We start from the raw sequence: 22,458 nt of genomic DNA on the forward strand, positions 1-22,458 counted from the left end.
TTCACGGGAGAGAGTTTCCGCTTCAAGCAAGCGATGGAACGGGTTCCTTTGTAGCTTTGCAGGTGGATGGCAAGTGCTTTGGCATTTTTGGCTGCAAAATTGAGCATTTTTCACTTGCAAAAAACAATCCTTAGCTGCATTTATATCCGATATTCGATCCCCTACTACTGCACCATGAGTAATGCCATACTTATCTATAATCATCGTCACCAAATCTGATTTATTCAATTTCACGATATTTATCAATAGGAGTTTCTTTTTCCCATTTATTTAGTGACTTCAGATGATTAAAGGTATCTTCGAGTGAACTTTCTAAAATCTTATCGGTTTGAAAAAGTGTGCCATCCATATCAAAGATGAAGGATTGAATCATTGACTTCTACTCCTTTTCTTGTCCCCTACAAAAAAATTTTCCCACGATGCCATCTCAAATACAAATTACCTTTGACATTCTTTACTATCAAGTCTTCTTTTTCTTATTATCCTTCTCATTTCCTCGCTTAAAATTTCCAGTTGCTTTTGCCATTATTAATTGAACTTCTTTATGATCTTTATTTGCGATTTTTTGTAAAAACCTTTCACTTTCCTTCCCGGCAAGAATGGTTACTTGTTTGCCCTTCCAGTAAATGATTGTTTTATTATCTTTCGTTTGTCTATAAGTAAACACTTCTTCACTAAGTTTATCTCGCTTATCAATGTTACTAATAGAGATCACTTCCAATCCGTTGACGACAAGACCCAGCCTTAGATAGTCTTATCTTAGACTGGGTTGTGTGTTCATTAATATAAGGCATTTACATACTCTTTCCATTCCATATACAAATCTTCAATAGATTTATTTAATATGTTTTCAATCTCATCAGGTTCTCTGATTATTCTATTGAACTTGTCTTTTCCATACTTCTCATAAATGAATTGTACGATTAGACCAGAAAAGTAATATGCTTGCCCACCCGCCTCATCAAAATACGTCTGACTCTTTAAAAATTTACTTATATCAGGGGCAGATATATGGACATATCTTTCGCTCTTTATTTCAGCTTCCAATTGTTTTGAGACATAGTACGCTGTACCTTCGTCCAACCACTTCATATTCCCGATCTCTTGATTAATTTGTTGAATAATCGCATGAACATATTCATGGATGATTTGAAATGTGTACTCATTGCGAACATCGATTCTACTTAAGTCATTTGGTGTATAGACCTTTATTATCTTATCTCTAGCATCATATGTTCCTTCGGTGTCTCGGCCAATCATCTGGCGAAACTGGTCTTTATCCGTATAAATATGAATAATTGCTTTTTGAGAGGGTGAGACTTGGAACATATCAGTAATCCGTTTATATTGATTTTCGAACTCACTTGATATTATTTCCACCATGTCATTAATATCCTGGTCTGTTTTTCGAACGTAAATCTTAGCATGCTCAGTTTCTTGAGCAAGTGCTAGTTCCTTAGGATAAGTAATTGCTTGCAATGAACAAGAACTCATGAGCATAACCATTAGTGTAATGATTATGATCTTTTTCATATTTCGTCCCCCACTCTAGAGATCAAATTATTTCGTTTCGGTCTTCGGTTTGCGCTGATTTCCTATAGTGTTTATGTAAGATAATAAGGCCGTAACATAGATAACATGATATCTGATGTCAGCTGCCTTATTTGAGACTCATTCAAGATCTTTCAAGTTGCTTTAAGTAATAAATGATCCCTGCTCGATCAACGTTTGAAAATTGTAATGGGTTGCTATTGATTAATTCTGATAGCTCCTTTATGGTTATCCATTTAATATCTGTCGTATCATCCCCGCTCTGTACTATCTCTCCTTCCGCTTTACATCTAAAATAATACCCTACTGAATCAATTGGCCCTCTTATTGTTTGATATGCTCCAAAGGGTTTCATACATTCAACTTCAAATTCTGGATCTATTCCACTTGTATCAATCCTTGTGTCTTCTCCCTCAATTTCTGTTACTTCCAGTCCGGTCTCTTCCCTTACTTCTCTTCTCAATGCTTGGGTCAATGATTCATATGGTTCAATTCGTCCTCCAGGTAATTCAATCTTCAATGGTTCGTTGGGTTTATTTCTTGTCTGAATTACAATTTGTCTTTCATTATTAAAGTCTCTTTCAATTATCGCTCTGGAGTTAACAAAGAACATATAATCAGTCCCTTTCAACAATTTGTATTTCAAAAAAAAGTGAGAATTTCTTCTCTCTTTCCTCAGGAAGATAACTAAGCCTCATTAAATTGGTTCAATTTCACAACAAATTCACGTATTTGTAAGCACGAATCGGATTCACTGGTCAAAACAGTCTTTGCTTAATAAGAGCGGAATCTTTCTCCGAAAGCCTTTGCCTTGCTTCTTCCACCAGTTTAGATGTTTTCTGTTAAGCCGACGAACGGCGATCTATCAATCTCATTATCGTCGATACCCTATCAAGACTTCCGAACATTCGCAAGTCTACTTCTTTATGATAATTCCACTCAAACCTCCTTCTCACATCAACTATCGAAATTTAGTAAACAATTTTCATAATTTTCGGATATTTAGAAAATTATTTTCTAAAAGCGTTTACAAAGTATTTTTTATTTGTTAGCCTAAAGGCATCAGAGGAATTCATCTTACGAGTAAAGGAGCGAAACGTACATGAATCAGTATGACGTTGTTGTAATGGGCGGGGGCATCGCTGGGGCTATGGCGGCCATCGCCGCATCCAAGACTGGGGCGAAGACGCTTATTGTCGAGTCTCATGGTTTTCTTGGCGGCACACTGACCGCTAACGGCGTCGGCCCAATGATGACTTTCCATGCTGGCGAGAAGCAGGTCATTCAGGGCTTCACCGGGCATCTGATCGAGCGGCTGAAGCGGTTGGGCAAATCCCCGGGACATATTTTCGACACGGTCGGATTTACCTATTCTGTTACCCCGTTTGACGCCGAAGCGATGAAGCATGAGCTGGAGCTGATGGTCACGGAAGCGGACGGTGATATTTTGTACCATACGATGCTGGCAGGCGTTTATACGGAAAATGGCCGCATCACGGGCATACAGGTCTGCAATAAATCCGGGCTCAGCGACATCCATGCCTCCGTCTTCATTGACGCAACGGGTGATGGCGACCTCTCGGCCCTTGCCGGAGTCGAATACTCCAAAGGACGCGAATCCGACGGAGCAACGCAGCCGATGACCCTGAAAATGAAAATGTACAACGTCGATATCCCAAGGGTCAAGGAATATATTCACAGTCATCCGGAAGACTTCCCACTGTATAACGGGGATACCTCCATTATTGAGAAGTCCCCACGTCTGTCGGTTGGCGGCTTTGACAGCCTGTTCAGAATAGCCAAGGAGCAGGGTGAAATCTCCATTCCGCGTGAAAATATTTTATTCTTTGAGACTAATAACCCGGGCGAAGTCATCCTCAACACAACACGGATTATCGGTTATGACGCAACCGACGCGCACAGTCTCAGTCAGGCTGAAATAGAAGGTCGCAAGCAGTGCCGTGAGTTGGAGTTGTTCGTCCGCAAATACATACCGGGATTCGAGCATGCGGTTGTCGAGTCCACAGGACCAAGCATCGGTGTTCGTGGCTCGCGTCAAATCAAAGGCATCTATACGCTGACGGCCGAGGATATTTTGCAGCAGCGCCTGTTCGACGATACGATCGCCCATTCTGGTTATCCGATCGACATCCATAGCCCGGACGGCGAGGGCACCAAGCATCAGAAACTGGAATGGGGCGGCGTATATAGCATTCCTTATTCCTGCATGATTACCGCCTCCGTACATAACCTGATCGTTATCGGCCGCTGCATCTCGGCAACTTTTGAAGCGCAAGCGGCGATGAGAACCACTCCGACGACCGGAGCCATCGGTCATGGCGGCGGGATTGCCGCTGCACTCGCGGCGTTAGAGGGCAAGAACGTACAAGACATCGACATCAAGAAAGTGCAGACGATTCTCAAAGAGCAAGGGGCTTATCTAGAAATTTAGTTCAACTTATTTCACCCATTTGGAGAGGGGAAATTCAGATGACAACTACAATGTGGTTCCAAGCAATCGGTATTCTGCTCGTATTTCTGGTGTTTGTAGGGCTAATGATGACGCGCAAGCTTCCAACTATACTGGCGCTGCCCTGCATGGCGATTCTGTTCGCCATTATCGCAGGCGTACCGCTGTTATCAAGTGATCCAGAGTCAGCAACCATCGCCAAGACGATTCTGGCCGGAGGCTCGATGAAACTATCTGGCGCCATTGCTGGACTCATCTTCGGTGCCTGGTTCGGCCAAATTCTGAACAAAGTCGGCATCACCAAATCCATTATTCGCAAGGCGGCTGAGTTGGCCGGAGATAAACCTGTACTTATAGCTATTCTATTTTTCATTACCGCATCCATTATTTTTTCAGCAGCAGGAGGACTGGGCATGGTCATCCTCGTCGGCACGATCGTCATTCCGATTATGCTGACGGCAGGCATTTCCCAATTCGTCGCTTCCATCGTTGTTCTACTTGCCGTTGGCGTCGGATCCCTGTTCAACGTGTCCAACTGGGCTGTATATGTCGATGTGCTTGGTCTTTCCGTTGACCAAATCGCCAACTACACATTGGTTGTGGCTTCCCCATTGATCCTCATTGCCCTGACCATGATCGTGTTCTATATCCGGAAAGATGGCAAAGGCCGCAAAGCTTGGACAATGCCAGCTGCAACACCTGGCGGCGGTGACAAAAAGGTGCCTGCGATTGCCCTGATTAGCCCGCTCGTACCGGTACTGCTCGTCTTTATCTTCAAGATCGATATCGTTCCGGCCGTTATTGCCGGTGCGATCGTCACGATCCTGCTCACCTGGCCAAAGCGTCCAGTCCATATCCTCTCCAGTGCCCTAGTGGAAGGAATTCAAGACGTTGCTGGCGCAATGGGACTCATGATCGGGATCGGCATTCTGCTCAGTTCCGTTATGTCGCCGCAAGTATCGGCGGTCATCTCGCCGCTGATCGAGTCCGTGCTGCCGAATACCCCACTAATGTTTATCCTGTTCTTCACGATTCTGTCGCCGCTGGCCATCTACCGCGGACCGCTGAACGTATGGGGCCTTGGCAGCGGCATCGCCGCCCTGTTCGTATCCGCAGGTATGACTCCGGTAGCTGCAATGCTTGCCCTGCGCGCTGTCAGCAACGTGCAATCCGTCTCCGACCCTACGAACTCGCATAACGTATGGGTAGCTGACTTCACGAAGAGCGACATTAACGAGATTCTGAAGAAGACACTGCCATGGACAATGGTATCCGTCTTGATCGCCGTCATCATTGGATCATTTATGGTGTTTTAAGCCCGGGTGAATTCAAGATTCGATGTCGAATAACTACATGATTAACTTCGTCCTCAAAAGTGGGCTTTTTGAATTACCTTTATAGATAAAACCGGGTACAAGGGCCCTGCGAAGAACCCTCGAGGCTCGAGCAGAAGGTCCTTGACCCGCCAACTGGAGGAGAACATGATGGGGAGAACGAAAGTAAGGGTCGGCATTGACGTCGGCGGTACGTTTACCGATGCGGCACTAATTGACAATGAAACATTTGAAGTCATTGAGAAAATGAAAATCCCAACCACCCACCATGACCCGGACGGCGTGGCCAAAGGGATTGTACAAATACTGAAGCGAATTCTGGACAGCAGAGGAATTCAGCCTGAAGACGTTACCTTCATCGCCCACGGAACAACACAGGCTACCAACGCTCTGCTCGAAGGAGACGTAGCACGTATCGGCATCATCGGTATGGGCTCGGGCATCGACGGGCTCAGCGCCCGCTCCGAGTCCAATCCGGGCGATATCGAGCTGGCTCCGGGCAAATTCCTGCACACATTTCATACGTATCTGGATTCCAAAAATATGACAGATGAGCAGATCAACAATGCCATCGACGAGTTGGCGGCTCAGGGCGCCGAGGTGATCGTCGCCTCCGAAGCGTATAGCGTAGATGATCCAACCAATGAGCTGCGTGTCGTTGATCTTGCCAACCGCAAGGGTCTCTACGCTACGGGCGGACATGAGATCAGCCAGCTCTACGGTTTGAAGACACGGACAAGAACAGCTGTCATTAACGCCTCCCTCATTCCGAAAATGATGGAGACCGCCAATATGACCGAAAAGTCCGTCAAGGATGCCAACATCCAGTCCCAACTCATGATTATGCGCTGCGATGGCGGTGTCATGAGCATTGACGAGGTTCGCAAGCGTCCGATTCTAACGATGCTATCCGGTCTTGCCGCAGGTGTTGCCGGGGCGTTGATGTACGAGAAGATTTCCGACGGAATCTTCTTCGAGGTCGGCGGAACCAGTGTCGACATCTCCGTGATCAAGAACGGCAAGGTAATGATCAAGAATGCTGAGGTTGGCGGCCACCGCACCTACCTGCAATCCTTGGATGTGCGCACGCTTGGCATCGCCGGCGGCAGCATGATCAAGGTGGCAGGTGGCAGAATTACCGATGTTGGACCGCGCAGCGCACATATCGCTGGTAAAGAGTACGAAGCCTTCACCCCGACAGAGAACATCGTCGATCCGAAGGTGAAATTCATCAGTCCCCGCGCGGGCGACCCTGCCGAATATGTCATCTGCGAATGCGCCGGAGGCAAAGAATTCTCGTATACACTAGCCGGAGCGGCCAACATTCTGAATTATATTCCCGAGGGCGATTATGCCAGAGGAAACAAGGAAGCAGCGCTGAAATCATGGAAGGCGCTGGCCGATCATGTTGGACTAAGCGTAGAGGAAGCCGCTAGACAGGTTATGAATATTGCCATCGATAAGACGATGAAGACCGTCAACGAGATGATCGAGGACTATGAACTCGACCGCAGCTTCGTCACGCTGGTTGGCGGCGGCGGCAGCGGTGCGGTGCTCGTCCCGGCAATGGCGGAGCGTGAAGGCTTCAAATCGCAAATCGCCAACAATGCGCCCTATGTCTCCACGATCGGCGTAGCGCTGGCTATGGTCAAAGAACAGCTTGAGCGGACGGTCGTCAATCCTACCGAAGAGGATATCAAGCGCATTCGCGCCGACATCATCGAGCGTATCGTACAGTCCGGTGCTTCTGAGGAGACAGTCGAAGTCAGCATCGAGATCGACAGCCAGAAGAATATTCTCCGCGCCATGGCGACTGGCTCCACCGAGCTGCGCTCCAAGGATCTGACACAGGAAGCAATGTCGGTGGAAGATATGAGAGACGTTGCTGCCAGCTCCATCGACCAGCCCCTAGAATCAACGACACTCGCCGCACAGACCGGGCGATGGAGCCTATTCGTTAGCGAGAACGTGAAGAAATCTTTTTTTGGCTTGTTCAAAAAGAAATCCAGCTCTGTCAGCGTTCTTGACCGTGAAGGCGTCGTCCGCTTCAAGAAGAGCAATGTGCACTATACGAAGCTGAACAAATCCGCGCCGGAAGCGCTAAGCTCATTCTTGGACGATAACACCATTTATTCCGATGCCAATGCCACGATACCGAAGGTGTTTGTCTTTTATAAGGAGAAGATGCTGGACTTAACCGGCATGCAGACCAAAGAGCAGCTGCTGTCCATCCTTGAAATTGAAACCGAAATGCTCGCAACTGAGGATGAATTGCTGGTTGTGGCTTATCAGTAATAGAAATCCGCCTTGTATTCTATCGAAACTGCAGAGCGTTAAGGAGGCGTCCGAATGCTGGTACAACCCCTTTTGCCGAACTCACTGTCCGGTCTGTCCGGTCTGTCCGATGAAATCTTAGGTTGTATGGAGCTGTGCCAGGATCCATTGTTTCATAAAATACCGCCGGAGAAAATTCTGTATTACGTTCATGAGTCGCTTCAAGCCGGACGCTTGGCGGCTACGACGTACAAAGGCCTCGGCATTCGCCGCATGTGCAGGGATGCCGGACTTCGTTATGAGATCACGGAGGCTTCTGGCAAATTTCATAACGTCTCCTTTCGCGCACAGATCGATTTCTCCAAGACAACGCCGGAAATTATACTATACGCCTCCTCGCTCAAGGGAATGCGGACGGTATGCCAAGAGGTCCTAGGCGAGAGGTTATGTGGCAGCGCAGCGGATCTCGACCTTCTAGTCGATATTCATCTGGCTCATGAGTTCTATCACTGGCTGGAGTATCGGGAGAAGATTTTTACGAATGAAAAGCTTGAGCGGATTGAGGTTTTTAGGTTAGGGCCATATACGAGGAAATCAAGCGTAGTGCAGTGCTGTGAGATTGCTGCGCATGCCTTCTGCAAAGAGCTGCTGGGACTTCCCTTCCTCCCCAATTTGCTGGACTATGCCTATTTGATCGGGGAGCAACAGCTTGCGAAGGGAGATTTTATGGAACAGATCGAAACTTGCAAATTATGGATAGGGCGAACTCTCAATACCTCACTCAGTATGATATAATGGGAAAAGCTATTGCCAGACACGCACCGGAGTAGTCATTTCCAGCGTTAGATCAGGAGGAGGTATCATGTCTTCACAGGTTCCGGCCGTCATCGCCAAAATCGTATCCCAATCACAAAAATTAACATATGGTGAGAATCAGATCGCCAATTTCGTCATACACAATCCGGATTTTATTACGCGCAACACGATTACGGCCATTGCCAATGAAATCGGCGTATCGGAGACAAGTATCAACCGTTTCTGTAAAAAGGTCGGATTCAAGGGCTTCAACGATTTCAAAATCGCCTTCGCCCAAGACGCCTTCTATCGGGATATGCAGGCTAAGAAAAAAGAGAGACGAGAAATCAATCCGATCGATGCGCTTGCACTCGATTATAATGAACTGATTGTCAATACATCAGCGCTTGTCACCGAGGAACAGCTCCGCCAAGTGGTAGACATTCTGAAGGGAGCACGGCGCATCTATATAATCGGCATGTTCGATTCTTATCTGGCCGCTATCGCCTTGAAGAATCGCTTGTCCATCATCGGCATCATGGCCGAAGCGATCAATGACAGCCGCGCCATGAAAATCGCCGCCGCACAATGCAGCAAAGAGGACGCTGTTGTGGCATTCTCCCGCTCCGGCTCGACGAAGGAAATCGTGGAGACGGTTGCGATCGCACAAGTTCACCAGGTCAAGACGGTTGCGATCACCTGTTACGATTCGTCACCCATTACGGAGAATGCGGACTTGAACATCATCGTGCCGGATAAGATATCGGTCAATAACAGCGCGCTGATGTCCAACCACATCACGTTCCTGTTCGTCGTCGATTTGATCATGAGCATCTTCATTTCATCGGACAAGGCTTACCTGAAGAAGAAGCTTGACAGTGAGGCCGTTCTGGCCAGCGATCAGGCGATGACCAACTATTATTTATGAACATTACAAAGTTCCTAAAGCGTTCTTTCCATCACGGAAGGGGCGCTTTTGTCATGACCACACTTGCGGGCAAAAACCTTTTTGGTCAAATCCATATATATGTGAAAGTTCCCCCGTTACCGCTCACTTCCACTCATCCGGCATCAATGCCGCATAATGCGGGTGCAGATAACGGTCATCGATCAGCAGTAATTGTCCCTGATCCGTCTCTGTACGGATCAGCCGCCCGCCGGCCTGCAGTACCTTGTTCATACCCGGATATACGTAGGCATAGTCAAAACCGTTCTTGCCCTGCGAGTTGAAGTAGTCGCGGATGATATCACGCTCCAGGCCGATCTGCGGCAGTCCAACACCAACGATGGCAACGCCGGTCAAGCGATCCCCCACTAGATCGATCCCCTCGGAGAAAATTCCGCCCATTACCGCAAAACCGATCAATGTCCCTTCATTTCCAGCATCGAAGGCTGACAGGAAACTTTCCCGCTCCTCCTCCGCCATATCCCCCCGCTGTAGCAACAGCCGCAAGTTTGCATCTTCTGCATGAGCAGCAGCAAAAGCTTCATAGACGAGATTCATATAAACATAAGAAGGAAAAAAGAATAAATAGTTTCCGGGACGGTCGGTAATCATCTGCCCCAAGCGTCTCGCCAGCTCAAGCTTGGTTCCCTCGCGATCGTGATAACGCGTCGACAACGGCTCGATCTGAACCGCGAGCTGCTCGCGGGAGAAAGGAGACGGCAGCGATAATGTATAATCCTCCTCTGGACTTGCCCCCAGCATGTCCCGAAAATAGGACATTGGCGTAAGGGTAGCCGAGAAGAAAATATGCGAGCGGAAGCCCTTGCCCATTTCCCGCAGCAGATGAGAAGGATCGAGACAGAACAGCTTCATGGATACCTCTCTCGAAGAAATCTCGGCATAGGTTACATATCTTTCGTCATATAGTTTGCTGATCTTCACAAAATTCTGGGTCGCAAAATAAACCTGCAGCAAAAATTGCGACTGCTCTGTATCCTGACGGGAGCCAAGCTCCTCTTCTGCTGCGAGGATCAATGCCTCGGCCCGTTCAACCAGTTGTACAGGAACTTCCTGCGTAATTTGTGCGTTTCCGTCCGATTCTTTGCGCAGTTGTATAAAGAAGGAATTCACTGCCTTGGCCGCCTTGTGCACCTCAGCGTTAAGCTCTTTATATTCCCGCTGCAAGCTGAGAAAATCCCCTTTATTCAATGTGGCCGAATACATCTCTCGCGCCCGATCCACCAGATTATGCGCCTCGTCAATCAGAAGCGCCGTCCGGCTCTTCCGCTCGGCAAACATTCTTTTCAAAGAAATTCTAGGGTCGAAAATATAATTATAGTCGCAGATCACCGCATCCGCCACATAAGCGAGATCAAGCGAAAATTCGAATGGACAAACTCGGTGCTTGCGTGCATATTGCTCAATGATTTGCCGGGTGATAAGCAACTCATTAGTCAATATATCAAGTACAGCCTCATTAATCCGATCATAGTAGCCGTCCGCGAATGGGCAATCTTCCTTGCGGCAGCTCACCTGATCCTGAAAACAAATTTTCTCCTTGGCCGTAATAGTTACGGTATGCATCTGCAATCCTCGCGACTGCATCAGGGCGAACGTCTCCTCCGCTGCGGTACGGGTAGTCGTCTTAGCGGTCAAATAGAAAAACTGCTCAAGCTGTCCCGTCCCCATTGCCTTTATGGCGGGAAAAGTAGTCGAGATCGTCTTTCCGATCCCTGTGGGAGCTTTCGCAAATAATTTCACTCCCTCTTCGATCACTTTATAGACCGCTCCCGCTAATTTACGCTGTCCAGCCCGATAATTGCTGAAAGGGAAATCCAGCCCGCTGATGCTTCTGTCTCGTGATATCCGGTGATCGCGAAGCATCCGTGCATAAGGAGCGTAATTCTCCACCACATCCCGTACAAATAACTCCAAATCCGCAAAAACTACTTCCTGCTGAAACCGTCTTTGTTCGCCCGTTACGACTTGTACGTAGGTCAATTGGATTTTCATTCGAGCATTTCCATGCTCTCTGGTGTACATATAGGCATAGCATTTAGCTTGAGCCCAATGAACCGGATAGGTATCCTCCAGTGACTGTGGGATCTCGCCAGAAGTCGACTTAATCTCATCGATGACGACAGTTCCCTCATCTTCCACCAACAACCCATCGCAACGCCCGTCTATGACAAACAACAGATCCCCGCAAGGAATCTCTGCCGATAAATATACTTCTTTCTGATCCGCCTCACCGTAAGTTCGCTGCACCTGCTGATGCGCTTTGGTTCCCTCCGTCAGGGCCGTTCCCGTCCTGAAACCGCTATCCAAATCCCCGCTGCGGTACACGTACTCAACCAAAGGCCTCACAGCGATTTTCACTTGATCCTTCATCGCTTCACCCGCTGACTTTCGCTATAGAACATTTGTTCCATAGTATACCATAAAACGGTTAGTTCTCCTTACTTTTAATGAACCTTTTTCAACAAATCCTTTCTTCACAAAAACAACAGCGCCCTTGCATTCATTATGAACGCAAGGACGCTGTCAACTCGTTAATCACGAAGTTCGATTTTTACGAAGTTCGATTTTTACGAAGTTCGATTTTTAGAGGCTTTTGCATCTGCACCAGCGCCTGTTTCTGCCGCAAATTCCGTATCAACATTTGGAACACCTAATTTCTTTTTTACCTGCTTGGAATTATGCTTCGCATCATTCTTCTTGTTCATCACATAACACCTCCTCATGTCATGAGAACCCGTAATTATCTGAGCGGTTTGAGAAAACCCAGTTTCCTCAAGTAGTATTATGTAATGAGCAGCTTCACCCTATGCGTTGTTCATGCGAGCAGCACGTCTATGGTATAGCCCGATGCATGAATATGATGCTACCTTTAACGATTTCTACCTACACTTTCAACTTCTAATGTACTGTTTGGTTGTTTTGATTGTCTAACAAGTTTTCCTCCTACAAAGTATCTACCGTATTCCTTTATTGTTTTTTCGATTTCTATTTCAGTTGGAATCTCTCTTATTCTCCAAGTTAAAAAATAGGCTTCTACTTTGCCCCCATAGAAAACCCAAGAAAAAAACCTCTTCGCAAATTTATGTGCTCCCTTAGCTCTAAATCTATTCATTGATTCCCTATCTCTCCAAATTGTAACCGTTTGACCAATTCCCCCCTGCAATTGCCCTGAAAGTTTCGCATATATTAGGTTTTCATTCTTGGTGAGTTGTTTCTTTACAAATTCATTTACAATACCATTTATTATTATTCTGATAAAATCAAATTTCTCTCCACGAGTTACTGAGATAATTGCATTTTCAGGCAAATCTGTGTCGCTTTCACCTAATGTAAATGTGGCTCCGTATTTATTGTTTGGATCTGGATGCTTTCCCCACACCTTCATAAAAAGCCCCTCCAATTATACTTTTAGGACTTTCGCCTAACTTTTTGTATTCAGAAACGCCCCAACTTAGATTGCTCTTATCTAAGGCTGGGGCGTTTATCGCCTGAGCCTCTTCCATGGTAATACATCTGACAACCAAGAGGCGGTAGAACTGATGCATGAATACTTTGTTAGCAGATGTCCCCGACTTATTCGGTTCATACCACTTCTGTCCTTCTTCCATGTTTGATACCCGAACTTGAGTAGTCATTTCAAAAATCATTGTTATCCCACAACAAATTAACGCTTGAATTATCAAGGACTCGTTACGTTACCGTCAGCTAGTGCGCCTGCTCGCTCTGTTGCAGCATTTCTGCCAAGTAAGGGTTCAAGAATACGCCCGAAGGATCAAGCTCTTGACGAAGGCGAAGAAATGCATCCCACTTCGGATATATCGTACGCAGCTGCTCTGCGCGCATCGTGTGCATCTTTCCCCAGTGTGGTCTCCCGCCATTCCGTCTACAGATCTCCTCTACTTTGGCAAAATAGTCGGCATACTTCATCCCACGGTACATATGTACAGCGATATAGCCAGAATCACGTCCATTCGCCGGACTGAGCCATATATCGTCTCCCTGAACATAACGGCATTCGATTGGAAAATGAACAGCAAATTGATCCCGATCTACTGCATCGCGTATTTCCTCAAGTACAGTTCGCATGCTGTCTGCCGGTACACTGTACTCCATTTCATTAAATCGAACCAGCCGCGGCGTCGCGAAAATAAGGTGACTATGCCCCACTTCCTGCACATCCGGTACGCTTGTTGCTGATAATCGGCTTATTGGCTTGCAAAGGCGCGGAATGAAACGACAGCACTCCGACAATAACCAGAATAGCGCATTCTCCAGCAGCATGACTTTCCAGTAACTCCAGCGGCTTGGCGTTCCGGGAACCTCATCCGTCATATTGGTCAGTTTTACTTGAGCGATATCCGTATAAGGAAACCAAAAAAATTCGAAATGACGGTTTTCCTTTTTGAATAGATCAAGCTGTTCAAGGCATTGGGAGAATGGCATTTTGCTGCTTGCATAGCGGAGAGCGTACGAATGTACAACACGAAGCTTTACCTTAACGATAATCCCGAACATCCCTAGCGACACCTGCATCGCCCGAAAAAGTTCTTCATCCTGCTGGGCTGAACATTCGAGGATTTCCCCTGCTGCTGTCACTACCGTCAAACCTACCGCTTGCGTTGCGAGGCTCCCGAGCCGCTCCCCTGTCCCATGTGTTCCTGTACTGATCGCTCCTGCAATGGATTGCGCATTAATATCGCCCAGATTCTCTTGCGCGACCCCATAGGCATGCAATTCTTTCCCGAGACGATCCAACTTGGTTCCACCCCACACCTCGGCAATCCCCTTCTCCGAATTAACAGCAATCACACCCTGCAATTGATCCAGGGAGACCAATACATCATCGGTCTGGACGAGTCGGGTAAATGAATGTCCGGAGCCGACGACACGCAGCTTCCGTCCTTCGGCGGCATATTCCTTAACAATCCCGACCACCTCTTCTATGCTGGCCGGGTATACAATGCTTCTCGGCAATCCGCGTACGAGTCCTGACCAATTGTGCCATACTTTCGTATTGCGCTCCTTCAAATTTACAGAAAGCATAGTCCGTCCCCCCGATATGTCGTTGTCTTGCCAACGATACTGCCGTTCGAAATGTAGTAGAGATGTGCGAATCGCTCACATAACTCTCCTGCTTTGCTATGACGCATGAAGATCGGATCGCCGAGTTTCAGCTTTTCTAGCCCGTTGTAGCAGATAGGAGTCTGGACTTCGCCCGCCCCTTCCATCGTAAGAAGTGCCGTACCTTGCGGCAGGTATGGACGCGGCAGTTTGTCGCTGCCTGCAGAGCCCGAAGCCGTGTATCCGCCGCCTAAGCAAGTGTAGAGATCGCCGCGCGGCTGACGCACGATCTCAATCGCATACCCTGCGGCGGGCAGCAAGGTGAAGTCCCGGTAGTGGTCGAACAGACCGGGCGAATAGAACCCCGAGCCGGCTGTAACCTCGGTGACGGCCGGCTCACTGCTGCTTGTATGCAAGCTGCCCGTGCCGCCTGCATTCACGAACCGCAGCGGTGGAATGCCCATGCGCTCGATCGCCGCGACCAGCTCAGCTCTCCGGGCAGCGGCTTCACGGATTGAGCGGCGCTTGAGCAGCCGCACGATCGCGTTCTTCACCGCCTGCCCCGGCACGCGGTCGCCTAAGCCTGCGACCTGCGCTTCGTAGCCCATGAGCCCGTCGAGCACGACGTGCTTCGACTGCGTAATGCGCTCGATGAGGCCGAGCGCCGCAGCTGTAGAGCGTATAGGCGAGCGCCATACGCCGAAATGCAGCCACGGGACATCGATCGACATATCGATGTCCACACAGAGCGGCAGCCTCACGCCATATTTGGCGGCTGCCGCTTCCGCCTGCTCGACATGCGTCTCGCAGTCGACCATCAGCGTGATGCTGTGCCCTTCACGCTGATGCATGGCGACGGACTCCAGCAGTCGTGCGTCCGCCGCAGGGTATCCTAGCAGCAAGTTTGTGAATCCTTGCTGCGCGAGATAGAGTGCTTCGGGTACCGTGAAGCACATGATCCCTTGAAACTGCGCATTTGCCTGTAGAATGCGCCGAAGCACATCAACAGAGCGGATCGATTTGCTCGCAATGCGAACCTTTTTTCCATTCGCAAGGTGGAGAACGCTCTGAATATTCTGCTGCAACAGATCAAGATCAACGAAGGCAAAGGGCATCGGAAGTCCCGTGCAGACTTCTTTATAGTAACGATAATCACGCACTCTACTCGACCTCCTTTGTCTGGAAGATGTACGATTTCTTATATTATTATTTAAGGTTCTTTGCATTTATTATTTCTAGATTTTGAGGCCATTTCTTATACGAAAAGACCCAGCCTAAGATAGCTCGTATCTTAGGCTGGGTCTGCATTTTTCTACATCATATAAACTGAATACATAATGGGCTCCCTTTTTATGGATTAAAGAACGAGTTGGATTATACTACCCTTTTGCTTAACCCCATTACTCAGTCTGCATCATTTTTTAAGGCATAGTTCCCTGTCCACCTAAAGTTATTACCATAAGGTCCAGTTTTGTCTCAAGCGAAAATGTGAAATTGAAAACCGTCTTCATTTACGTAAAACAATATATGTTCTTATCATTGATTCTTGGCAAGAACATATATCGTGAAAATAAAAAAAGCCGCAACTAAGCGACTTTTAAGCATATACGTTATTCTCACCCGACAATAGTTAGTAATGTGGTTTTAAATAGTTGCAAAGGCGATCTTCATTTTGATATTCATCAACAATGATGATACTTAGCCATACGACCAAGATAATGTGTGCAGTCACCACTTCAAAATGCTCCTATTTATTACCGAAGGAGATTGGTTTTCGCCAGTTCGATGATTTCGTTGCCTTGCCCGTTCAAAACAGCTTTCAGCATCCACATCGTAAATCCGCGTGCCTGCTCGAAGTTGATCTTCGGCGGCATAGCCAGCTCCTGACGATTGACGACGACGTCCAGCACTACCGGACCGTTGTGTTCGAACGCTCGACGAACGGCGCTTTCCAAGTCGTTCGGATCCTCAACCCGGATTCCTTCGATTCCCATAGCTTGAGCCATTACCGCAAAGTTTGGGTTGTCGAGTTCCGTTCCGAATTCTAAAAAGCCGGCTGCTTTCATTTCCAATTCCACGAATCCAAGCGCACCATTATTAAAGACAACGATCTTGATCGGGAGCTTATGCTGACGAAGGGTCAATAGATCTCCGAGCAGCATGGTGAGTCCCCCGTCCCCCGACAGTGATACGACCTGGCGTCCCGGCTGTGCAACCTGCGCCCCAATCGCCTGAGGCATGGCGTTCGCCATTGTCCCATGGTTAAACGAGCCAATAAGCCTTCTTTTTCCATTCATGTTCAAGTATCGGGCTGCCCACACAGTCGGCGTCCCAACATCGCAAGTCAAAACGGCATCCTCATCTGCGAGATCGCTGATTACCTTCATGAGGAATTGCGGATGAATAGGCGCTCGGCCGGGATCTGCAAGTTTGTCCAGTTCCTCGCGGACTTTGGCATAATCTGCCGCAAAGTGCTGCAGATGATCAGGGGAGTGCGGTTCCTCTAACAGGGGTAACAGCATTTCGACCGTCGTCTTTACGTCTCCGCACACCCCGTATGCGAGTGTCGTTCGCCGGCCTAGTCGGGAGGAATCCAAATCAACCTGAAGGATGGTCGCTTCTTGCGGATAAAATTGCCGGTATGGAAAATCGGTACCCAGCATGAGTAAGACATCGCATTCCATTATGGCATGGTAGCCGGAAGAATAACCAATGAGGCCGGTTAATCCAACGGAATACGGGTTGTCGTATTCCAGATATTCTTTTCCTCGCAGCGCTATGACCATCGGGGATTGCAGCTTCTCGCACAGCTTCATGAGCGAAGCATGAGCTCCCGCGCAGCCGGCACCGCACAGCAAGGTGATCCTCTTGCCTTTGTTTAAGTAGTCGGCAAGCGTCATCAATTCGTCTGTAGAAGGGCAGACAATCGGCCGGGTGGAATGGATGACGCGTTCCGGAACGGGGCTTTCGTCGTATTCGAAAGCGGCTACATCACCCGGAAGAACTAAGACAGACACTCCCGACCTTGCCGTCGCGGTTTGCATCGCCATCGTAACCGCTCGGGGCATTTGCTTTGGTCCGGTTACGACTTCACAAAAGAAGCTGCATTCCTGAAACAACATGTCCGGACGGGTCTCTTGAAAGAAGCCGCTGCCGATTTCACTGCTCGGAATATGAGCGGCAATCGCAAGTACTGGCACCCTGTTTCGATGGCAATCGTATAATCCGTTAATGAGATGCAAATTACCTGGTCCGCTGCTACCCGCACATACGGCGATTCCTCCGCTGAGGGCGGCATCCGCGCCCGCTGCGAACGCTGCAACCTCTTCATGGCGAACATGGATCCATTCTATTTCTCCGGAACGACGGATCGCATCGAGCAAGGCATTGAGCGAATCGCCGATAATGCCGTAAATTCGCTTAACGCCGGAGTTCAGAAGGGATTCCACAATGGAATCCGCTATCGTTCTTCTCATGGGAATCTCTCCTTTTTGTTTTTATTATATTGCCATAATACGAGCAGCCTATTCTTGATTTCACAACGATATAAGCCCGAACCAAGAAGAAAGCCCGACAATCCACATCTCTGTTTTTTTTGGGCTTCAATCTTCGATTAAGTAGTCAAATTTCGGTCATTTCATTCACTTAATATAGGAATGCTCCCATTAGTACAATAAAAAAAGAGCTGCATTTGCAACTCATATCAGAAGCGTTTATTTTCACTTACTGTGATACGAACCTTGGCAAGCGAAGTTAGACTAGCATATATTGCTGGAAAAAGGAGGTTATACCATGCATTCTAATAACCGTAAAACCGCTAAAACACGCAAAGCTAGTGCAGTTATTTCGCAGCGAAGACCACCGTTTTGTTTAGGCTGTTCACAGTATGCTCAGACTGCAATCAATGGCGCGATAAAGGATTTACGAGCAGCAAAGCGATTTCTTTCTCGTGGGAGATTTGAACGGGCTGAAACTGCTCTAGCTAATAGCCTCCCAGACATTGCCAAGGCAATTCGTAATATTAATCGTATAGAACGCCATTAAAAAGGAAGGTATTGATAATCTCACCCTTATTAAGAATAATCCTCCCATTCAGTAGAGCCCCTCTCCCTTGGGGCGTATTTCCATGTCCTAAGCAGTAAAGGTCAAATATTTCGCTTCACTTATGGTACGGTTCCCACGCTGTCGGTAACGGCATGTTTAAAGGCCATCCTTTGCCGGATGGCCCTTTCTTTTTAGAACATACACCTTATTGAGCTAGAAAGCCAGCTGCCGATACAATCAGTAACTGGCCATCCATAATCCTATTTTAATTTTTCACGTTTTCGCTTCTCAAACCGGTTAATTGCTCGAATTGCTCGAGCGATGTCTGGAAGGCTGTTAGCCAAAGCATCTTCAGCACGCTCAAGTTTCCTATACGCAACAAATCGCTTCGCTGCTTTCAAATCCCGAATTGCTCCATTGATCGCTAACGTGCAGCTATTGCAAGATGGGGCTGGTGCCGTCGCTTTCATTTAGAGTGTGCCTCCTTTTGATTTGAACTTCCTTTCCGATCACCGTACTCTCGATGCACGCTCAGCTTGATTGATGCCACAGTGCAGCTGGCAGATTTCTTCATAAGTTTCTTTCGTCATAGACAAGATTAGCAGATTGTGCGACAGCAGCTTCAGCGGCGAAGCATGCAGCTAAGCAAGGGACGGCGATGCCACATAACGCCCGACAAGCCATTCCAATCTTTATGCATGTTTCGAGGCAATCCGGGGATGGTGAGCCAACAAGACGCCCTTGATACAGGATACCCACAATATATTCCTCTGCAGCTGGCCAGGTATAGTTAATTACCCAATTGGCTCCTATTTTTCCGAGAGCTGAAGGTCGAAGAAGCTCAACAACTGAAATAGCACGGCTGGGAAAGGAATCCGTCCTTATGAGAAGATGAAATTGGAAGTCGCTCAAGAACTCGGGAATCAGCTCCCTCAAGACGGTTATATAGGCTCATCGATTCACTTAATAAAAGTATTATGTACACGTTCTGATTTCATAAAATAGGGAATCCAAATTGCACATGTTATTACAGATTTCACTATATCCCTTAATGAGCTTCCATCTTCCAGTTCACTCGCTAAGGGAATTTGAATTACTAATAGATAATCAATTACCCCAATAATTAAACTAACACTATAAAAAATTATCATTAGCCGAGGTAATGTGGACTTCTTTCTATAAAAATTAATGAGTATAAATATACAGAAGAATAAAAATAGCACATTATATATCGCCTCGAAAATAAGCACAGGTCCCCATAAAGGATGGTAATATTGTGATGTTGATGATGTTAGTACTTCCCATGTATCGGATCTGAATGCAGGTAATGAATGCTGGAATAGTTGCACCGTTAATAGAATCATGGTTAAGTAAAGACCGATTTGTACGAGAATCAACCACCCCCCTAGCCCAGATACACCTAATGGCAGATGGTCATATTTCTGTTCTTGAACATTTGTCTCCATTGAGAAAACTCCCTCTTATCTCAGTTGTTCTATCTAAATTCTTTAATCCCATTTTCAAAAGCTTCTTGGTCATTATGATCTATCCCATGTAGAGCTTCCTCCAAAGCAAAGGTACTTCTATAAAAATGAACTCGTTCTGAAATTTGTTCTCCATATGGGTATAAATTCGTGCATACTTCAAAAAACTCTTCTCCATAACTGGAGAGAATTCCCGCAAAATCATATGCTGGATCCCCAAGTCCGGAACCTCCGAAGTCAATAACTCCTGAAATCCTGTTTTCTTTTGGATCCCATAAGATATTACTTGCTCCAAAGTCTCCATGGATAAAGGTTTGCTCCAAATTCTGATTATATGTATTATTCAAAAATCCATTAAAGTTCTCTGCTACTTTTTCTTGTGCATCTACTCGCATAAAAGGAAAGAGTTTCTCTTTAATTCTTACATATAGATTTTCTATAGTTCTATGTACACTTTCATGTTGTTTTTGGTAAACAAAAGCTTTCGGTATATCCATAGAGTGAAGTTCAATTAGAAAAGTAACAAGTTGTGAGGCAATTGCATTCATAAGGTTTTGACTTTTAATATTAATCAGTTCTTCCTTCCAAAAAGGAGAACCCTCAATTAGCTTATAGCCCATGAAAGCCTTACCTACCTCCATCTCATCAAAAGATTTATAGGCTGGATAGGGAATCGGCATCGCTACAGTTTTACTGATAGATTCCAATAACTCCGTTTCTTGCTTTAATTTTTCTAATCCTTGCTTGTACTTAGGAAACCTAAAGACCAGAGATTCATTAAGAATAAATACGTCATTGTTCTGTCCGATCTCATTTTGTTTAACATCTTGAATATGTAAATTGGGGTACACTTCTTGAATGCGTCGAATGTAGGTAGAGATCATTTACAAGCTCCTTCATTATAAATGTGTTACTTTCTTGAGTTGTGGCTGAGTTCCTATAACGTATCAGCATCTACCGTTAAATACACTTTATGATTGTTGCTTATCGATTCTACTTAAATTCATTTGCAAATGCTCCATTTTCGCTATGCAATAGGTATCTTTTATCATTAACCACATTATGGTAATCAATTTCTAAAAAATATGTTGCTTTACTTAGAACATCATAAAAGAAAGGGACAAACTCCAAATCTTTAAAAATATAAACTTCTATTTGTTCATCATTATTTCGATATGCTTCAAATAGACGATGGTTTCCATTTATACAATAAGGTTTGTTGTTAGTTAAATATCGACTCTGAAGTACCATTACAGGATTTTTATGATTGGGTTTTATCCGATTTGGGTCTTTATTTATGTTACCTTGATAAACAGCATCAATTATGTGCGACGGAGCAAACTGTACCGGCTTAATACCTTCTTCTTGTATAAGTGAAGTAGCACCGTCAATGTCCAAAGCATATTCAAATACACCAGTTGGATACTCTGCATATAATGAAAATGTTTCCTTCCCGATCGGATGAATTACGGGGTAAGTTTCACTATTAAGAGATTGATTTAAAATTTAGGTCCATTTTTTGGCAACTTCAGCCCCATAAACAGATTTTTTCTCCATTTCTTGAATACGTAAAATAAAGTGATTATTGAGGCCAAAATATTGGGATTCTGTTTCATATATTTTAATTTTACTTTCCATCTATAATTCCCCTTTAACTTCTTTTGAATTATCTTATTTCACGCCTGTTGATATTATCCAATAAAATACTATTTTGAAATAGCGAAAAGGCCGCTCATTCGCTGAAATTTTGTACCCCTACAAACCCCCGAAACGAGGCGACCTCATGAAAAAGTCTGCCATGTTCCAGTCATTCCTTCAATCCATATTGTCCGCAGAAGAAGTCATGAAGACAGCCCAACTGGTAGGATATCATGAGACGGCTCGTAAATTTTTGATCTACACCCTGCTACAATACTGGACTCAAGGCTCATACTCAAGCACATTTTCTTGTGATAGATATTCGTACAAACCTTTCCAATCGTCAGGCTCAAACTGGCGGACTATAAGTTTTTTGGTTTCCATTGTTACCATATTTCACATCTCCTAATTTCGATTACTTGTATCTTTCTTATTCATAATAACTTTTTACACGCATCAAGGTACCTTCTTCTATCAGGCTCCGATGTGTGAATATCATGATATATGTAGTTGCCTTTGCTTCGAGCAGGCTTCCAAAAATTCAATCCATACAAGAATTTGTTAGTAGTCCAATTATTTGAACTATTTCTGCTTCTGCTACTTTTTTAGGTCCCTCCATAAAATATCCCTTCATTCCTACTTCTAATGTTTTTCTATGACGTGCTCTAGAAATAGGAAATAGAACCCACATCCTTGCTGTACCACTTCTGTTTACTGGATTGTCAACACTAAATCAGACAGCTTTTTTAAGGGATAATCTTCTGTAATCTACTGGACTCATATAGCCTAAGGTTCCATGGATGCGATGTTTGTTGAACCAATTTACGTAGTCATATAGCT

The 22,458-nt window shown here is 46.0% G+C and carries 21 protein-coding genes and 1 pseudogene; 6 read left to right on the plus strand and 16 right to left on the minus strand.

Going from position 1 to position 22,458, the window contains the following annotated elements; all coding sequences use genetic code 11:
- Nucleotides 1–226: 226 nt before the first annotated feature.
- The 4 genes and pseudogenes from M3661_RS30925 to M3661_RS29135 form a co-directional block, all read right to left on the minus strand.
- Nucleotides 227–373, minus strand: a pseudogene (locus M3661_RS30925) (nucleosidase); the annotation flags it as partial.
- 87 nt (nt 374–460) lie between these two features.
- The gene (locus M3661_RS29125) at nt 461–706 is read right to left on the minus strand and encodes a hypothetical protein (RefSeq protein ID WP_251490905.1); all 246 of its coding nucleotides are present in this window, start codon (nt 704–706) and stop codon (nt 461–463) included.
- A 74-nt stretch (nt 707–780) separates the two neighbouring features.
- Nucleotides 781–1,533: a gluzincin family metallopeptidase gene (locus M3661_RS29130; RefSeq protein WP_251490864.1), complete on the minus strand. Its 753-nt coding sequence runs from the start codon at nt 1,531–1,533 to the stop codon at nt 781–783.
- Between the two features lie 142 nt (nt 1,534–1,675).
- Complete coding sequence (locus M3661_RS29135) at nt 1,676–2,164, minus strand: NUDIX hydrolase (protein WP_251490867.1); 489 nt, start codon at nt 2,162–2,164, stop codon at nt 1,676–1,678.
- Nucleotides 2,165–2,653: 489 nt separating this feature from the next.
- On the opposite strand from M3661_RS29135, the gene M3661_RS29140 reads away from it, so the two are divergent.
- From M3661_RS29140 to M3661_RS29160, 5 genes are all read left to right on the plus strand, one after another.
- Nucleotides 2,654–4,003: an FAD-dependent oxidoreductase gene (locus tag M3661_RS29140; RefSeq protein ID WP_251490870.1), complete on the plus strand. Its 1,350-nt coding sequence runs from the start codon at nt 2,654–2,656 to the stop codon at nt 4,001–4,003.
- A 38-nt stretch (nt 4,004–4,041) separates the two neighbouring features.
- Nucleotides 4,042–5,337 (plus strand): citrate transporter, encoded by a 1,296-nt coding sequence (locus M3661_RS29145; RefSeq protein WP_083189600.1) that lies wholly within the window; start codon nt 4,042–4,044, stop codon nt 5,335–5,337.
- Between the two features lie 165 nt (nt 5,338–5,502).
- On the plus strand, nt 5,503–7,650 hold the full coding sequence (locus M3661_RS29150) for a hydantoinase/oxoprolinase family protein (protein WP_251490874.1): 2,148 nt from the start codon (nt 5,503–5,505) through the stop codon (nt 7,648–7,650).
- 54 nt (nt 7,651–7,704) lie between these two features.
- Nucleotides 7,705–8,424, plus strand: a complete 720-nt coding sequence (locus tag M3661_RS29155) for a hypothetical protein (RefSeq protein WP_065294030.1) — start codon at nt 7,705–7,707, stop codon at nt 8,422–8,424.
- Between the two features lie 67 nt (nt 8,425–8,491).
- On the plus strand, nt 8,492–9,352 hold the full coding sequence (locus M3661_RS29160; RefSeq protein ID WP_065294031.1) for a MurR/RpiR family transcriptional regulator: 861 nt from the start codon (nt 8,492–8,494) through the stop codon (nt 9,350–9,352).
- 123 nt (nt 9,353–9,475) lie between these two features.
- Here M3661_RS29160 and M3661_RS29165 read toward each other — a convergent pair whose 3' ends face one another.
- From M3661_RS29165 to poxB, 6 genes are all read right to left on the minus strand, one after another.
- Complete coding sequence (locus M3661_RS29165) at nt 9,476–11,761, minus strand: ATP-dependent DNA helicase (RefSeq protein ID WP_251490878.1); 2,286 nt, start codon at nt 11,759–11,761, stop codon at nt 9,476–9,478.
- A gap of 197 nt (nt 11,762–11,958) precedes the next feature.
- Nucleotides 11,959–12,096, minus strand: a complete 138-nt coding sequence (locus M3661_RS29170; protein WP_175400637.1) for a hypothetical protein — start codon at nt 12,094–12,096, stop codon at nt 11,959–11,961.
- Between the two features lie 164 nt (nt 12,097–12,260).
- Nucleotides 12,261–12,776, minus strand: coding sequence for a hypothetical protein (locus M3661_RS29175; RefSeq protein WP_065294033.1), 516 nt, complete (start codon nt 12,774–12,776; stop codon nt 12,261–12,263).
- A 320-nt stretch (nt 12,777–13,096) separates the two neighbouring features.
- A complete protein-coding gene (locus M3661_RS29180) occupies nt 13,097–14,434 on the minus strand; it encodes a D-arabinono-1,4-lactone oxidase (RefSeq protein ID WP_251490881.1) in 1,338 nt (445 codons plus the stop codon).
- Entirely contained in the window at nt 14,422–15,612 is a 1,191-nt protein-coding gene (locus tag M3661_RS29185) for an amino acid deaminase/aldolase (protein ID WP_251490884.1), read from the minus strand. Before M3661_RS29185 ends, M3661_RS29180 begins: the two co-directional genes overlap by 13 nt.
- Before the next feature lie 594 nt (nt 15,613–16,206).
- Entirely contained in the window at nt 16,207–17,928 is a 1,722-nt protein-coding gene (gene poxB / locus M3661_RS29190; protein WP_251490887.1) for a ubiquinone-dependent pyruvate dehydrogenase, read from the minus strand.
- 316 nt (nt 17,929–18,244) lie between these two features.
- Here poxB and M3661_RS29195 point away from each other — a divergent pair, with 316 nt between their 5' ends.
- Complete coding sequence (locus M3661_RS29195; protein WP_251490890.1) at nt 18,245–18,496, plus strand: hypothetical protein; 252 nt, start codon at nt 18,245–18,247, stop codon at nt 18,494–18,496.
- Between the two features lie 260 nt (nt 18,497–18,756).
- On the opposite strand, the gene M3661_RS29200 is transcribed toward M3661_RS29195, so the two are convergent.
- From M3661_RS29200 to M3661_RS30935, 6 genes are all read right to left on the minus strand, one after another.
- Nucleotides 18,757–18,966, minus strand: coding sequence for a hypothetical protein (locus M3661_RS29200; protein ID WP_251490893.1), 210 nt, complete (start codon nt 18,964–18,966; stop codon nt 18,757–18,759).
- A gap of 489 nt (nt 18,967–19,455) precedes the next feature.
- Complete coding sequence (locus tag M3661_RS30930) at nt 19,456–19,962, minus strand: DUF2569 domain-containing protein (RefSeq protein WP_397376567.1); 507 nt, start codon at nt 19,960–19,962, stop codon at nt 19,456–19,458.
- 29 nt (nt 19,963–19,991) lie between these two features.
- Nucleotides 19,992–20,864, minus strand: coding sequence for a phosphotransferase family protein (locus tag M3661_RS29205; protein ID WP_251490896.1), 873 nt, complete (start codon nt 20,862–20,864; stop codon nt 19,992–19,994).
- 109 nt (nt 20,865–20,973) lie between these two features.
- Nucleotides 20,974–21,378, minus strand: coding sequence for a hypothetical protein (locus M3661_RS29210; protein WP_251490900.1), 405 nt, complete (start codon nt 21,376–21,378; stop codon nt 20,974–20,976).
- A gap of 108 nt (nt 21,379–21,486) precedes the next feature.
- The gene (locus M3661_RS30425) at nt 21,487–21,618 is read right to left on the minus strand and encodes a hypothetical protein (RefSeq protein WP_285853405.1); all 132 of its coding nucleotides are present in this window, start codon (nt 21,616–21,618) and stop codon (nt 21,487–21,489) included.
- A 733-nt stretch (nt 21,619–22,351) separates the two neighbouring features.
- Nucleotides 22,352–22,458, minus strand: a 107-nt coding sequence (locus M3661_RS30935; protein WP_397376560.1) for an IS3 family transposase, incomplete at its 5' end; no start/stop codon positions are given.

The organism is Paenibacillus sp. MER 180 (assembly GCF_023713665.1).
In the GTDB taxonomy this organism is placed as follows: domain Bacteria; phylum Bacillota; class Bacilli; order Paenibacillales; family Paenibacillaceae; genus Paenibacillus_B; species Paenibacillus_B suaedae.

Coding starts and splice junctions, on each gene's coding strand:
- M3661_RS29130 (WP_251490864.1), bottom strand. CDS start 1,533: ATGAAAAAGATCATAATCATTACACTAATGGTTATGCTCATGAGTTCT.
- M3661_RS29135 (WP_251490867.1), bottom strand. CDS start 2,164: ATGTTCTTTGTTAACTCCAGAGCGATAATTGAAAGAGACTTTAATAAT.
- M3661_RS29140 (WP_251490870.1), top strand. CDS start 2,654: ATGAATCAGTATGACGTTGTTGTAATGGGCGGGGGCATCGCTGGGGCT.
- M3661_RS29145 (WP_083189600.1), top strand. CDS start 4,042: ATGACAACTACAATGTGGTTCCAAGCAATCGGTATTCTGCTCGTATTT.
- M3661_RS29150 (WP_251490874.1), top strand. CDS start 5,503: ATGATGGGGAGAACGAAAGTAAGGGTCGGCATTGACGTCGGCGGTACG.
- M3661_RS29155 (WP_065294030.1), top strand. CDS start 7,705: ATGCTGGTACAACCCCTTTTGCCGAACTCACTGTCCGGTCTGTCCGGT.
- M3661_RS29160 (WP_065294031.1), top strand. CDS start 8,492: ATGTCTTCACAGGTTCCGGCCGTCATCGCCAAAATCGTATCCCAATCA.
- M3661_RS29165 (WP_251490878.1), bottom strand. CDS start 11,761: ATGAAGGATCAAGTGAAAATCGCTGTGAGGCCTTTGGTTGAGTACGTG.
- M3661_RS29170 (WP_175400637.1), bottom strand. CDS start 12,096: ATGAACAAGAAGAATGATGCGAAGCATAATTCCAAGCAGGTAAAAAAG.
- M3661_RS29175 (WP_065294033.1), bottom strand. CDS start 12,776: ATGAAGGTGTGGGGAAAGCATCCAGATCCAAACAATAAATACGGAGCC.
- M3661_RS29180 (WP_251490881.1), bottom strand. CDS start 14,434: ATGCTTTCTGTAAATTTGAAGGAGCGCAATACGAAAGTATGGCACAAT.
- poxB (WP_251490887.1), bottom strand. CDS start 17,928: ATGAGAAGAACGATAGCGGATTCCATTGTGGAATCCCTTCTGAACTCC.
- M3661_RS29195 (WP_251490890.1), top strand. CDS start 18,245: ATGCATTCTAATAACCGTAAAACCGCTAAAACACGCAAAGCTAGTGCA.
- M3661_RS29200 (WP_251490893.1), bottom strand. CDS start 18,966: ATGAAAGCGACGGCACCAGCCCCATCTTGCAATAGCTGCACGTTAGCG.
- M3661_RS30930 (WP_397376567.1), bottom strand. CDS start 19,962: ATGGAGACAAATGTTCAAGAACAGAAATATGACCATCTGCCATTAGGT.
- M3661_RS29205 (WP_251490896.1), bottom strand. CDS start 20,864: ATGATCTCTACCTACATTCGACGCATTCAAGAAGTGTACCCCAATTTA.
- M3661_RS30425 (WP_285853405.1), bottom strand. CDS start 21,618: ATGGAAAGTAAAATTAAAATATATGAAACAGAATCCCAATATTTTGGC.